The following is a 14,041-nucleotide window of genomic DNA, read 5'->3' as shown; positions in this document are numbered from 1 at the left end:
GCTGTTAACGATACCAACCAGAAGGCACAACATGGCCTCTGCAAGGGAACCACTGCTCACCGCACAGGGAGTGGTCAAACGTTTCGGCCACGTCCAGGCGCTCTCGGGCGCCGATTTCACGGCATACCCCGGCGAGGTCGTAGCCCTCATCGGCGACAACGGCGCCGGCAAGTCCACTCTGGTGAACGTCCTGTCGGGCGTGCTCTCCCCCGACGCCGGCGAGGTCCGTCTGGACGGCGCGCCGGTGCGGTTCTCCGGCCCGATGGACGCGCAGCGGCAGGGCGTGGAGACGGTGTACCAGGACCTGTCGCTCGCGCCCGACCTGGACGCGGCGGCCAACCTCTACCTCGGCCGGGAGCTCGTGCGCGGGGGGCTGCTCGGGCGCCTCGGCGTCCTCGACCGGCCCGCGATGCGCCGGGAGGCGGTCAGGGCCTTCGCCGAACTCGGTGTGGAGCTGAAGGATGTCACGGCCGCGGTGACAACGTTGTCCGGCGGTCAGCGGCAGTCCGTCGCGGTGGCCCGTGCCGTCGCCTTCGCCCACAAGGTCATCTTCATGGACGAGCCGACCGCCGCCCTGGGCGTCGTCCAGCGCGCCCGGGTCCTGGAGACCGTCCGCCGGGTCGCGGACCGGGGCATCTGCGTGGTGCTGATCAGCCACAACATGCCCGAGGTGCTGTCGGTGGCGGACCGGGTGGAGGTGCTGCGGCTGGGCCGGCGCGTCGCCTCGTACACCGCCGCCGACACCACGATCGAGGAGCTGGTCGGGGCGATGACCGGCTCACTGGACGGGCCGAACGGGACCGGCGAGAACGGGACCGGGCCGAACGGTCCCGGGGCGAACGGGACCGGGAAAGCGGAGGGCGCACGATGACGGCGCAGAGCGAGAAGGCCGCGGCGGCCGTGGACGGCCGGGCCACGGTGCCCGACTGGCTGCGGCGCGCGGCCACCCTTAACGAGCTGTGGACCTTCGTCATCCTGGTGGCGCTGGTGCTGTTCTTCACCATCGCGGCGCCGGGCAAGTTCTTCACCACGTACGACATCACCCAGATCGCCGTGAACGCGGCCATCTACCTCGTGCTCGGTGTCGGCATGACGTTCGTGATCATCACGGCGGGCATCGATCTGTCGATCGGCTCGGTGCTGGTGCTGGCCGCCGTGGCGGCCGGTGAGTACAACATCCATCACGGCGGAGCGACCTCCGGCTGGGGCACGGTGGCGCTCTGTGCCGTCATCGCGCCGGCGGTGGGCACGGCGTGGGGCGCGTTGCAGGGTGCGGTGGTGGCGACCGGCAAGGTGCCGCCGCTGATCGTGACGCTGGGCGGGCTGGGCGCGGCGCTGGGCATCGCCGAACTCGCGACCGGCGGCCAGGACCCGGCCGGGGCGGCCTCCACGCATCTGCAGAACAGCCTCGGTTTCGGCAAGGTGCTCGGCATCCCCTGGATGGTGATCCTGGCGGCCGCGGTGACCGCGGTCTTCGGCGCGGTGCTGGGCACCACCCGGTTCGGCGAGCACACCCTCGCGATCGGGTCGAACCCGACCGCCGTACGGCGGGCGGGCATTCCGGTGGGCCGGCATCTGGTGAAGGTGTACGGACTGATGGGCCTGCTGGCCGGGCTCGGCGCGGTGATGTGGCTGGCCTCGTACGGCACGACGTCGATCGCCGGGCACTCCACCGACAACCTCAAGGTGATCACCGCGGTGGTCCTCGGCGGGACCAGCCTGTTCGGCGGCCGGGGTTCGGTGCTGGGCACGGTGATCGGCGTGTTCATTCCGGCGGTGCTGACCACCGGGCTGATCGTGATCGGCGTCCAGCAGTACTGGCAGGACGTGGCGGTGGGCGTGGTGCTGGTCGTGGCCGTCTACGTCGACCAGCTGCGCAGGAAGACGCGGGAACGCGTATGACCGGATCGCGCATGACCGGATCGCGCATGACCGGTTCGCCCGTGAACCGACCGCTCGTGACCCGACCGCCCGTGACCCGACCGCTCATGACTACGGAATCGCTCGTGACGAAGGAGGACCCTGGGATGAGGAGCATTCGCAGCAGGCGCCGGTTGCTGGTCGCGGTGGGCACGGTTCTGGCCCTCGGTGCGGGGGCCTCGGCGTGCGGTTCGTCGGGCGACGGCGGCGGCTCGGGGAGTTCGGGCAGCGCCAAGGGCAAGAAGGTCCGGCTGATCACCGGCGTGAAGAGCGACCCCTTCTACATCACCATGACCTGTGCCGCGCAGCAGGAGGCCAAGGCCAAGGGGATGGACTTCACGGCCGACGGTTCCGCGCAGTGGGACGTCTCGGTGCAGCGGCCGCTGCTCGACTCGGTGGGCGCCGCCCGGCCCGACGGTCTGCTGATCTCGCCGGTCGACACCAGCGCGCTGACGCCGTCGCTCAAGCAGATCCAGTCGTCCGGCACCAAGGTGGCGCTGGTGGACACGACGGTGACGGACACTTCGATCGGCATCACCCGGATCTCGTCGGACAACGAGAAGGGCGGCCGGGTCGCCGCCGACGCGCTGGCCAAGCTGATGAAGGAGAAGGGCTCGGTCATCGTCATCAGCGTCAAGCCCGGTGTGTCGACCACCGACGCGCGGATCAAGGGTTTCACCGAGGAGATGGCCAAGTACCCGAACATCAAGGTGCTTCCCACCCTCTACGACAACGACCTGCCGGCCACCGCGGCCTCCCAGATCCAGTCGACGCTCGCCGCCCACCCGGATCTCGGCGGGGTGTTCGCGGGCAACACCAACACCGGTCAGGGCATCGCCACCGGGCTGAAGCAGGCGGGCAAGGAGGGCGTGGTGAAGGTGGCCGCGTTCGACGCCGAGCCCGACGAGATCGCCTCGCTGAAGGCGGGCACCCTCCAGGTGCTGGTCGCCCAGGACCCGGCGGCGATCGGCCGGCAGGCGGTGGACCAGCTGGCCGACGCCTTCGAGGGGAAGTCGGTCAGCAAGTCGATCGGCACCGACATGGTGGCGATCACCAAGGACAACATGAACGAACCGTCGGTCAGCAAGTACTTCTACAAGTCGCAGTGCTGAGCGGAGTTCCGAGGCAGCAACCGTTCTGACGTACCGTCAACGGCCGGGCGGACCCGTGCTCCTGGGTCCTCCCGGCCGTCGGTCGTGCGGGCGGTCCGGGTCAGTCCAGCGAGCAGGGCTCGCCGTTCAGCGTGAAGGCGTAGGGCGCCGAGTTCCGGCCGGTCCAGGTGCCGAGGAAGCCGAAGGACAGGCTGCCGTTCGCGGAGACCGACTGGTTGTAGTCGGCGGCGTCGGCGGTGACCGTGCCGCCGTCCTGGCTGACGGTCGCGTCCCACATCTGGGTGACCTTCTGGCCGTTCCGGAAGGACCACCGGACCCGCCAGCCGGACAGGGCCTGGCTGGTGGTGACGGTGACGGTGGACTGGAAGCCGTCGGTCCACTGGTTGACCAGGTCGTAGGAGACCTGGCAGGTGGCCGCCGCGGGGGAGGCGGGGTCGGTGGAGCCGCTGCCGTGGTGGCCGGTGCTCGCCGTGGCCGAGGCGGTGCCCTGCGGTTCCGGGTCGGGGTTCTTGTGGGTCTGGTTCGCGGTGGCGGTCGAGGAGGAGGGGGTCCCGGACGCCGCGGCGGAGGTGGTGTGCGTGGCGGTCGGGTCGGCCGACGGGACGCCGGCGTCGGGGTCGGCGACCGGCTGCCGGTCGTCGTGGGAGGCGCGGACCGGGTCGTCGCCTGAGCCGCCCCCCATCGGCATCATCGACACGCCGAGGGCCACCACCGAGATCAGCACGGCCGCGCCGAGCAGGCCGTGCCGCAGCACCTTGCTCCGGCCGCCGCTCTCCTTGGGGTCGCCGCCCTCCTGGTCGGCGGTGGCCGGGCGGCCCGCGCCGAGCCGCACCTCGGCGGCGCGCCGGCGCCGCTCCAGGTAGGCGAGGCCGCCCCAGCCGATGACCCCGCCGGCGAGGGCCGCGGGCAGCCCGCCGCCGTGCAGCCGCAGGCAGGCGGCGGCCTCGGCGCACTGCACACAGGTGGCGAGGTGCCGGGACAGGTCATCGGGCGTGTCGGCCGCCGGGGACCGGGTGACCGCGTCCAGCAGCCGGGCGTAGCTGCGGCACTCGGCTTCCATCGGCGTGTCGAGGTGGGCGCGGTGGCAGCGGTCCCGGAAGAGACCGCGCACCTGCTCCAGCTCCTGGGCGGCGACGGCCGGGTCGAGGCCGAGCCGACGCGCCACGGAGGGCAGCGGCAGCGCCTCCACCTCGGACAGCCACAGCAGCGAGGCGTCCGCCTCCTGCATGTCACGCAGGCCGCGCAACGCGACGGGCCGCTGCAGCGGCGGACCCGTATAGCGCTCCGCCTTCTCGGAGTTGAGCCACAGCCGGAGGTCCGGGTCGAGCTTGTGCCCGAGCCCGCCGGCCTCCCAGGCGGCGGCCGTGTTGCGCACGGCGGTGAGCAGCAGCGGGATCATCGGCAACCGGGCGGCGCGCCGTCCTGAGCTGCGGACCGGCGTGAAGTCCGCGTCGCGGGCCTCACGCATGCCGAGCGTGAAGGCCTCGGTGGCCAGTTGGTTGGCCGTCAGAGCGCCGGACGTGCACAGGTCGGCATAGGAGAGCACCGCGTCCCAGCATTCGGAGAACAGCGCGGCCTCAGCGGCGTCCTGGGGGATCGGCAGGTCGGGCATGGGTCTCCTGCATCGAAAGCGAGGTCAACTCACCGTATCGGCAACGGAGTTGGGGGGAACCTCACGGCAGGCCCGAGCTTTTCACGTCTCCTGCACAACTGACAAGCGGCATATTCAATACCGGTTACCGGCGATCGTGCCGGGGATGCTCCCCGTCACCCATATCACCGGTCCCCGGTGTCACGTCAACCACTGTGCCGGCCGCCCGGAGAACACCCATGTGCCCGCCATGGCCCACAACTCCGCCCTCCAGTACGGACGGCGACCGCGTTTCGACTCACCGTTCCGGTGGTCTCTTTCGCCCGCCCGGCATCACGCCTGCGCCGATTCCACCGCCGGCAGGCTGTCCATGAACGAGCTGACGGAGAAGACGGCGCGGCCGGGTCCGGGCGGGCCGTAGCCGGGCGGGGAGGAGAGCCCGAAGTCCTCCATGGTCTGGCGGTAGGCCTGCAGCAGCCGGATGTGGTACTCCAGCGGGGCGCCGTGCGGGTTGGCCTTGCCGAGCGGGGTGGTCGGCTCGGGGCACCAGGTGGTGAAGCGGGGCGTGATGCCGTGCGACATGAAGAAGCGCAGCCCCTCGGTGGTCGACTCGATCGCCTCGTCGACCGTCTTGAACCCGAACGGCTCGGCCATCTCCACCCCGGCCACGAAGTTGGGGATCACGTTCCGGGCGCCGAAGATCTCGGCCGAGTCCAGGATCCGCCGGTGCCACTCGTCCCGGCCGACGTACCGCTCCTTGCCCGGGCAGTACATCTTGAAGAGGTACTCGTCCCACACCTCGTAGTTGGGGTGGTAGATCTGCACCCCGTAGTCCTTGAAGCGCTGCACGTCGTCCTTCGGCAGCGCCTGCGCGACGACCTTGCCGATCCACCGCCCCGGGAAACGCTCCTCGATGGCCTTGGCGTAGTGGCCGTAGAAGTCGGCCTCGTCCCGGCCGGCGACGGTCTTGGTGATCGCGCCGCCGGTCAGCGTGTAGGCGGTGGACGCCTTCGCGGTGTCGTAGCGGTCGATGATCTCCAGCGCCTCCAGGACCTCCTCCACGTCCTTGACACCGGTGTACGGCCGCCCGGCCGCCTTGTGCTGGCGCCAGTTGTGGTTGATGTCGCAGTACTGGCACTCCTCCTTGGCGCCGAAGTACTGGCAGACCCGGAAGACGGTGAGGTAGATGAGGTAGCCCCACTGGATGGTCGGGGCGACCTCCATCACGGACTTCCCGCTGGCGAGCTTGTGCCGGTAGTACTCCGGCATCGGCGGCACCCCGACGTCGGCGATCCGCTTCCCGTCGAGGTAGAGCCCGAGCACGCCCTCCTCGTCGGCGGCCACCCGGTACGGCGAGGCCGGGTTCACCCGCACGGAGACCACGGTCCGCCGCAGGTCGTAGGGCCCACCGGTGAGGATGATCTCCTCCGGGGGCCGGCGCAGCGCGGCCTCGCCCAGCTCGGGCAGGGTGCCGTGGTCGAAGGAGAAGATGAAGTACGACTTCGGCTTGACCTCGCCGCTCTCGTTGTCGCTCAGCGCGGACGGGTCGAAGGCCACCCCGCCCCGCAGCAGGTCCTCCTTGAAGACGGCTTCCCGTGGCACATGCGGAAACCTCTCCATCAGATCCTCGACCAGCGCGGTACGGCTGCCCATCCCGTGTCTCCTCCCGGCTCAGGCGTTCGACTCCTCACGTTATGCCCCGTCGGCGGCGGAGGTGAGAGCGGGGGGCGGCTGCGGCGCGGCGCGGGCCGTGGCCGGGCCGCACCGTGTGGGCGTCAGGGGCGCCGGGTCGAGTCCCGCAGCACCACGTGGGTGCCCAGCACCAGGTGCTGGGCGTCCGGCAGCTCGTCGCGGTGCAGGGCGAGGCGGACGGCGGCGCGGCCCAGTTCCTCCTGGGGCACGTGGACGGTGGTGAGGGCGGGGTGGACGTCGCGGGCGACCGGGATGTCGTCGTAGCCGGCCACGGCGATGTCGTCGGGGATGCGGCGGCCGGATTCCCGCAGGGCCTGGATCACGCCGGTGGCGATCACGTCGGTGGCGGCGAAGATCGCTGTGAACTCCTGTGCCGAAGCCAGGAGTTCCCGGGTGGCCCGGTAGCCGCAGGAGCGGGAGAAGACGCCGTCGAGGACGAGGCGGGGATCCGGAGCGAGGCCGAGGAGTTCATGGGCGCGGGTGAAGCCGGCGATGCGCTGGGCGCTGGTGGACAGGCCGGCGACCCGGCCGAGGTAGGCGATGCGGCGGTGGCCGCCGGAGAGCAGGTGACCGGTGAGGGCGAAGGCGCCGCCCTCGTTGTCGTAGTCGACGACCGTGGCCGGGACACCGGGGCCGAGCGGCGGGCGGCCGACGAGGACCAGCCGGGAACCGGAGCGGTCCAGGGCGTGCGCGAAGTGGGTCATGCGGTCGTGGTAGGCCTTGTTCTCGAGGGCGCCGCCCACCACGATCACCGCGTCCGCCCGCTGCTCGCGCATGGTCTCCACGACGGCGAGGACGCGCCGCGGGTCGCCGTGCGTGGTGCAGAGCATGCACAGCCGGCCCTCCACCGAGGCCTGCTCCTCGACGCCGCGGGCGATGTGCGCGTAGAAGGGGCCGGTGACGTCGTCCACGACGACGGCGACGGTCTTGTTGGTGGCCCCGCCGAGCGCGCGGGCGTGCGCGTTGACCACGTAGTCCAGCTCGCGCATGGCCTTGAGGACCTTGGCGCGGGTGGCGGCGGCCACCGGGTAGGTGCCGCCGAGGACCCGGGAGACGGTCGACGCGGAGACCCCCGCCCGCGCGGCCACGTCCCGTACCGTCGAGGCGTCCCCGTTCGGCGCCGGCCGCGTCCGCTTCGCCACGCTCGGCTCCCCTTCGTCACGTGTTCACGTCACCCTACGAGACGGCCGGACCCCGGCCGACGGCCCGTCACGCGGCCCGGTCGAGGGCCGTGTGGTCGACGGCGTGCAGGAGGGCGTCGCCGGCCAGCAGCCGGCCGGCCTCCTCGGCGACGGTGAGCCCGAGCCTCGTCACCTCGTTGCCCTGGGAGCCGGCCAGGTGCGGGGTGAGGAAGGCGCCCGGGAGGTCGAAGAGGGGGGAGTCGGCGGGCAGCGGCTCGGGGTCGGTGACGTCGAGGACGGCGGTCAGGCGGCCGGTGCGCAGCTCCTGGATCAGGGCGTCGTGGTCGAGGAGCGAGCCGCGCGCGGTGTTGATCAGCACCGCCCCGGTCGGCATCAGGGCGAGTTCGCGGGCGCCGAGGAGATGCCGGGTCTCCGGCGTCTCGGGGGCGTGCACGGTGAGGATGTCCGAGGTGCGCAGCAGCTCGTCGAGAGGCAGCAGGGGAACGCCCAGCCGGTCGGCCTCCGCCTCGTCCACGTAGGGGTCGGCGAGGGCGGCCGACAGGTCGTACGGCCGCAGGAGTTCGATGAGGCGGCGGCCGATGCGGGAGGCTCCGACGATGCCGACCCGGCGGTGGAAGTTGCCGATGCCGGGGACGATGTCGCCGTAGGGGAAGGCGCGGCGGGTGCGCAGCTGGTCACGGAAGGCGAAGACGTTCTTCCCGGCCAGCAGGATCATCGCGAGGGTGTACTCGGCGACCGGCAGCGCGTTGGCGGCGGCGGCCGAGGAGACGACGATGCCGCGGCGCCAGACCTCGGGCGTGGTGAAGCCCTTGACCGAGCCGGCCGCGTGCAGCACCGCCCGCAGTCTCGGCGCCGCGTCCAGGGCGGCCGCGTCCAGGACCGGGCAGCCCCAGCCGGTGACCAGGACCTCGGTGCGGGCGAGCGTCTCGCGTACCCGGGGATCGGTGAAGTCGTGCACCACCAGAGTGGGATCGATTTCTACGTACTCCCGCAGCCGCGTGAGCACCTCGGGCGGGAAGACGTGCGGCACGTTCTGGGCTGTCATGGCGAACGCTGCCTGGGGACGCTCGGGCAAGGAAGTGACCTTCCGGCTCGGTGACGCACGGATGACGCTCGGACAGCAACCGGTCTCTACCGTAGGTCTCGGTGAATGAGAGGGTCAATGGACAGGTACTCCCCGAAAGGGGACAGGGATGGGACGGCAGAGATGACGGATCCGGTGCAGACGGTCACCAACTGGGCGCGCAACATCACGTACGCCGCCAAGGAGTTCCACCGCCCGCACTCGCTCGACGCGCTCCGGTCGCTGGTGGCCGGCAGCGCGCGGGTACGGGTGCTGGGCAGCGGCCACTCCTTCAACCGGATCGCCGACCCGGGCCCGGAGGGCGTCCTGGTCTCGATCGCCGGGCTGCCGGCCGCCGTCGAGGTGGACAGCGCGGCCCGTACGGTCCGGGTCGCGGGCGGCGTCCGGTACGCCGAGCTGGCCCGCACGGTGCACGCGCACGGCCTGGCGCTGCCCAACATGGCCTCGCTGCCGCACATCTCGGTGGCCGGTTCGGTGGCCACCGGCACCCATGGCTCGGGCGTGGCCAACGGGTCGCTCGCGGCGCCCGTGCGGGAGGTGGAGCTGGTCCTCGCGGACGGTTCGACGGTGACGGTCGCGCGGGGCGACGCCCGCTTCGACGGCGCGGTGACCTCGCTGGGCGCGCTCGGGGTCGTCACCGCGCTCACCCTGGAGCTGGAGCCCGCGTACCGGGTGGCGCAGACGGTGTACACCGAACTGCCGCTGGACGGGCTGGACTTCGCGGCCGTGTCCGGCGCCGCCTACAGCGTGAGCCTGTTCACGGACTGGCGGCGGCCGGGCTTCCGGCAGGTGTGGGTGAAGCGGCGCACCGACCGGCCGGCCGTGGAGTTCGGGTGGGCCGCGCCGGCGACCGAGGCGATGCACCCGGTGCCGGGCATGCCGGCGGGCAACTGCACGGAGCAGTTCGGGGTGCCGGGGCCCTGGCACGAGCGGCTGCCGCACTTCCGGGCGGAGTTCACGCCGAGCAGCGGGGACGAGCTGCAGTCGGAGTACCTGCTGCCGAGGTCGGCGGCGCTGGACGCGCTGCACGCGGTCGACGGCATCCGGCGCACGGTCGCCCCGGTCCTGCAGACCTGCGAGGTGCGCACGATCGCCGCCGACCCGCAGTGGCTCAGCCCGGCCCACGGCCGTGACTCGGTGGCGCTGCACTTCACGTGGGTGGACGACCTGACGGCGGTACTCCCGGTGGTGCGCCGGCTGGAGGAGGCGCTGGCGCCGTTCGACCCGCGGCCGCACTGGGGCAAGGTCTTCGCCGTCCCGCCGGCGGAGGTACGGCGGCGGTACCCGCGCCTCGGCGACTTCCGCGCCCTGGCCCGGGAGCTCGACCCGGAGGGGAAGTTCGCGAACCCCTTCGTGGCGGACGTCCTGCACGACTGACGGACCGTCGCGACGGCCGACTTAATCCAACCCTTAAGGTAACGGCTTGTCGAAAGCGCTTCCCAGGCCATAGCGTTGCACGGCGTGAAGCACACATCACGTGACATCCGCACCGCCAACCGCTACGAGGTGCTGCGGCACATCATCGCGGAGTCCCCCACCTCCCGCCAGGAGCTGGCGGCCGTCACCGGGCTGAGCCTGGCCACGGTCGCCACCCTGGTCGGGGAGCTGCTGGAGCTGCGGATGATCACGGAGGTCGGCTTCGAGGACTCGGCCGGCGGGCGCCCCCGGGGCCTCGTCGCGGTCAACGCCTCGGGCGGCGCGCTGATCGGCGTCGACATCGCCGAGACGTACGTCCACGTCGAGCTGTTCGACCTCGCCCTGAACGTGCTGGCCCGCGCCGAGGAGGACATGCGTCCCGGGGAGAACCGGCCGGAGCAGGTGGTGGGCCAGGTGGCCGCGGCGGTCGGCGCGGTGGTGGCGCAGGCCGGGGTCGAGGGCGCGCGGGTGCTGGGCGTGGGGGTGAGCGTGCCGGGGCAGGTGGACCGGGCCACCGGCATCGCCGAGTACGCGCCCAACTGGGACTGGCACGACGTGCCGCTGCTCGACCTGCTCTCCGACCACATCGCCTACCCCCTCCACCTGGACAATCCGCTGCGGGCCTGCGCGGTGGCCGAGCAGTGGTTCGGAGCGGCCCGCGGGCGCGGGGACACCGTGGTCGTGAACCTCGGCACCGGGGTCGGCGCCGGGCTCGCGCTGGGCGGCGGGCTGCACCGGGGGGTGAGCAACAGCGCCGGGGAGTGGGGGCACACGACGCTCGTGCTGGACGGGCGGCTGTGCCACTGCGGCAACCACGGCTGCGTCGAGACGTACGTCGGCGCGCCCGGCATCATGCTGAACCTGCGGGAGCTGAGCCCGCAGAGCCCGCTGCTGCACCCGGAGGACCAGACGGCGACCGTGGACGCGCTGGCCCGCGCCATGGCGGACGGCGATCCGGTGGCGGTCAAGGTGGTGCGGGACACGGCCCGTTACATCGGCGCCGGGATCGCCAACCTGGTGAACCTGCTCAACCCCGAACTGGTCGTGCTCAGCAGCTGGGTGGCCCGGCGGCTCGGCGAACCGCTGCTCGCGGAGGTGCGGGAGGCCGTCCGGCGGCACGCGCTCGGGCGGCCGTTCGCCGCCACCGAGATCGTCCTCTCCCCCATCCCCACCGACCCAGTCTCCCTGGGCGCGGCCACGTTCGCACTGGAGGGGGCCCTGAGGTCGGTGGGCCTGCGCGGCGGCGCGCGCACCGGCCGGGCCGCGCCGACGGGCCGCTGACCGGGCCGGTCCGCCCGGCCGCCGGCGCCGCCTTCCCGTGATCGAACAGTCCAAATCGCGTCTCCATTAATCCATTGCCGGGCTCCTCGGCGCTCTGCGAGCGTCGAGACGTACCCGCGGCCGGTCGGCCTCACAAGCCGACCGGCCGTATGTCTGTCGTGCACGGAACGAGGGAGTACCCAGCGTGCCCGGAAACATCGAGGTCCGCGGTCTGTCCCGCACCTTCCACACCACCGTCCGGCGTCCGGGTCTCACCGGCGCCCTGCGATCCCTGGTCAACCCGGAGCGTGTCGAGAAGCACGCGGTCACGGACATCTCCTTCGACGTCGCCGAGGGCGAGCTCCTCGCCCTGCTCGGCCCGAACGGCGCGGGCAAGTCGACCACCATCAAGATGCTCACCGGCATCCTCACCCCGACCTCCGGCGAGGCCCGGGTCGCCGGCGTGGTGCCCTACCGGGACCGGGAGCGCAACGCCCGGAACATCGGCGCGGTGTTCGGACAGCGGACCCAGCTGTGGTGGGACCTGCCGGTGCGGGAGTCGTTCGCGATCCTGCGGGACATCTACGAGGTGCCGAAGGACGAACACGCGGCGCGCCTGCGGGAGTTCGACGACCTGCTGGAACTCTCCGCGTTCTGGGACACCCGGGTCAGGCATCTCTCGCTCGGCCAGCGGGTGCGCTGCGACCTGGCCGCGGCCCTGCTCCACGACCCGCCGGTCGTCTTCCTGGACGAGCCGACCATCGGCATGGACGTGGTGGTGAAGGAGCAGGTCCGCGAGTTCCTGCGGTACCAGGTGGCCGAGCGCGGCCGTACCGTCCTGCTCACCACGCACGACATGACCGAGGTCGAGCGGCTCGCCGAGCGGGTGGTGCTGGTCAACCACGGGCGGCTGGTGCTGGACGGCTCGCTGGACGAGATGCGGCGCCGGTTCGGCTCGACCTGGCAGGTGCGGGCCACGCTCGCCGACGCGCACACCCCCGTCGGCCCGCTGCCCGGCGTCGCCCTGGTGCGCCGGGAGGGCCCGCAGGTGGTGTTCGGCCCGGACGGTCCGGCCGCGCCCACGGTCCACGAGGCGCTGAAGCTGGTCATCGAGCGGTACGAGGTGACGGGCGTGGCGGTGGACGAGGCGGACCTGGAGGACGTCATGCGGGCGGCCTACGCGCAGGCGAAGGCCGAGGTCTGAGATGGCCCTCCTGTACGCCTGGCGCGCCGCCCGGGTCACCCCGCTCGGCGAGCTGTACACCCCGCCCCGGATGACCGGGGTGCTGCTGCGGCTGACCGTGCAGGTGGTGCTGGTCGCCTCGCTCTGGCGGGGCCTGTACGCACAGTCCGGGACGACGGCCGGTCTGGACCGGGGCCAGGCCGTCACCTACGCGGTGCTGGCCGTGCTCGCCTCCCGGCTGCGGGAGCTGGACCAGTACGCGGGCCGGGACTCCGTGATGCAGCACATGCACTTCGGCACGATCGTCTACTGGTACCTGCGCCCGCTGCCGCCCCAGCGCTATCACGCGCTGCGCGCGGTCGGCGAGCAACTGTACGGGCTGACCTGGGCGTCGGCGGGATACGCGGTCTGTCTGGCCGCCGGGGTGGTGGATCCGCCGCGGTCGGCCGCGACGGCGGCGGTGTTCGCGCTCAGCCTGCTGCTCGGCCAGCTGGTCCTCTACTACGTCATGCTCCTCATCGACCAGTTCTGCTTCTGGACGCTGCGCAACGGCGCGGCGATGCTCATCCTGGTCTTCGCGCAGAACCTGCTGTCCGGGGTGTACGCGCCGCTGTGGTTCTTCCCGCACTGGTTCGTCACGCTCAGCTCCTTCCTGCCCTTCCAGGCGACCCTGAGCGTGCCGCTGTCGCTGTACGTGGGCCGGATCCCGCTGTCGGACGCCGGCTTCCAGCTCGGTGTCCAGGCCGGCTGGGTCGTGGCGCTGCACCTCTTCACCCGTTTCGTGTGGCGGCGGGCCGCCCGCCGTGTCATCTCCCAGGGAGGCTGAGGCCGTGAACGCCGTCCGGATCGCCTGGCGCATCACGCGCCTCAACTTCCGTGCGCAGCTGGAGTACCGCACCGAGTTCCTGATGATGATCGCGATCGGCGCGGTCTGGCAGGTGTCGGTCATCGTGTTCGCCACCGTGCTGCTCACCCGGTTCACCGGGATGGGCGGCTGGGACAGCTCGGACGTCCTGCTCATCCCGGCGACGCGGATGCTGGCGCACGGCCTGTTCGTCCTGGTCCTGGGCCGGGTGCACGGGGTGGGCCGGTACATCCAGGAAGGGCGGATCGACGCCTACCTGCTGCGTCCGCTGCCCGTGCACCGGCAGGTGCAGCTGGAGTACTTCCCCACCAACGCGATCGGTGACCTGACCGTGGCCGCCGGCCTGATGGTGGGCGCGCTCGGCCGCAGCCACCTCGACTGGACGGCGGGCCGGGTCTCGTATCTGATCGCCGCGGTCCTCGGCGGGATGCTGCTGGAGGCGGCCCTGTTCACGGTGGTCGCCAGCGCCTCGCTGCGCTACCCGGCCGCCGACTACTGGAGCCGCTGGCTGGAGGAGCTCCTCGGCACCTTCGGCAGCTACCCGCTGAACGTCCTCCCCCGGGCGGTCGGCGGCCTGCTCACCTACGGCCTGCCGCTCGCCTTCGTCGCCTACCTGCCGGCCGCGGTCCTCACCGGCCACGGCCACTCCACCATCGTCCCCTACTGGCTGGCAGCGGCCTCCCCGCTGGTCGGCCTGCTCGCCTACCTCGCCGCACGCGGGCTGTGGCGGTGGGCGCTGGGTCACTACACGGGGGTGAACGGCTGACCCGCCCCTC

Annotated in this window: 12 protein-coding genes; 8 read left to right on the top strand and 4 right to left on the bottom strand. The window is 72.0% G+C overall.

All coding sequences use genetic code 11. The features are described 5' to 3' along the window. Window positions 1-31 precede the first annotated feature (31 nt). The 3 genes from AB0M11_RS10125 (at window position 32) to AB0M11_RS10115 (ending at window position 3,032) form a co-directional block, all read left to right on the top strand. Complete coding sequence (locus tag AB0M11_RS10125; protein ID WP_365703396.1) at window positions 32-871, top strand: ATP-binding cassette domain-containing protein; 840 nt, start codon at window positions 32-34, stop codon at window positions 869-871. Further along, a complete protein-coding gene (locus AB0M11_RS10120; protein ID WP_365703394.1) occupies window positions 868-1,902 on the top strand; it encodes an ABC transporter permease in 1,035 nt (344 codons plus the stop codon). Before AB0M11_RS10125 ends, AB0M11_RS10120 begins: the two co-directional genes overlap by 4 nt. Before the next feature lie 125 nt (window positions 1,903-2,027). Next, on the top strand, window positions 2,028-3,032 hold the full coding sequence (locus AB0M11_RS10115; protein WP_365703392.1) for an ABC transporter substrate-binding protein: 1,005 nt from the start codon (window positions 2,028-2,030) through the stop codon (window positions 3,030-3,032). A 100-nt stretch (window positions 3,033-3,132) separates the two neighbouring features. Here the strand turns inward: AB0M11_RS10115 and AB0M11_RS10110 are convergent, their stop codons facing one another. From AB0M11_RS10110 to AB0M11_RS10095, 4 genes are all read right to left on the bottom strand, one after another. Next, window positions 3,133-4,644, bottom strand: coding sequence for a cellulose-binding domain-containing protein (locus tag AB0M11_RS10110; protein ID WP_365703390.1), 1,512 nt, complete (start codon window positions 4,642-4,644; stop codon window positions 3,133-3,135). Window positions 4,645-4,956: 312 nt separating this feature from the next. Beyond that, complete coding sequence (locus AB0M11_RS10105; RefSeq protein WP_365703388.1) at window positions 4,957-6,276, bottom strand: radical SAM protein; 1,320 nt, start codon at window positions 6,274-6,276, stop codon at window positions 4,957-4,959. 122 nt (window positions 6,277-6,398) lie between these two features. Beyond that, complete coding sequence (locus AB0M11_RS10100) at window positions 6,399-7,457, bottom strand: LacI family DNA-binding transcriptional regulator (RefSeq protein ID WP_365703386.1); 1,059 nt, start codon at window positions 7,455-7,457, stop codon at window positions 6,399-6,401. A gap of 67 nt (window positions 7,458-7,524) precedes the next feature. Next, complete coding sequence (locus AB0M11_RS10095; protein WP_365703384.1) at window positions 7,525-8,532, bottom strand: hydroxyacid dehydrogenase; 1,008 nt, start codon at window positions 8,530-8,532, stop codon at window positions 7,525-7,527. Window positions 8,533-8,664: 132 nt separating this feature from the next. Between AB0M11_RS10095 and AB0M11_RS10090 the strand changes: the two genes are divergently transcribed. The 5 genes from AB0M11_RS10090 (at window position 8,665) to AB0M11_RS10070 (ending at window position 14,031) form a co-directional block, all read left to right on the top strand. Next, complete coding sequence (locus tag AB0M11_RS10090; RefSeq protein WP_365703382.1) at window positions 8,665-9,918, top strand: FAD-binding protein; 1,254 nt, start codon at window positions 8,665-8,667, stop codon at window positions 9,916-9,918. An 84-nt stretch (window positions 9,919-10,002) separates the two neighbouring features. Then, a complete protein-coding gene (locus AB0M11_RS10085) occupies window positions 10,003-11,238 on the top strand; it encodes an ROK family transcriptional regulator (protein ID WP_365703380.1) in 1,236 nt (411 codons plus the stop codon). Window positions 11,239-11,422: 184 nt separating this feature from the next. Next, window positions 11,423-12,421 (top strand): ATP-binding cassette domain-containing protein, encoded by a 999-nt coding sequence (locus AB0M11_RS10080; RefSeq protein ID WP_365703378.1) that lies wholly within the window; start codon window positions 11,423-11,425, stop codon window positions 12,419-12,421. Window position 12,422: 1 nt separating this feature from the next. Next, entirely contained in the window at window positions 12,423-13,226 is an 804-nt protein-coding gene (locus tag AB0M11_RS10075) for an ABC-2 family transporter protein (RefSeq protein WP_365703376.1), read from the top strand. Between the two features lie 4 nt (window positions 13,227-13,230). Next, window positions 13,231-14,031, top strand: coding sequence for an ABC-2 family transporter protein (locus AB0M11_RS10070; protein WP_365703374.1), 801 nt, complete (start codon window positions 13,231-13,233; stop codon window positions 14,029-14,031). Window positions 14,032-14,041 lie beyond the last annotated feature (10 nt).

The sequence above is a fragment of the Streptomyces sp. NPDC051987 genome (assembly GCF_040680735.1).
Lineage (GTDB): Bacteria > Actinomycetota > Actinomycetes > Streptomycetales > Streptomycetaceae > Streptomyces.
Note: the sequence above shows the minus strand (reverse complement) of the source record. Positions and strands in the feature narration are given on the sequence as shown.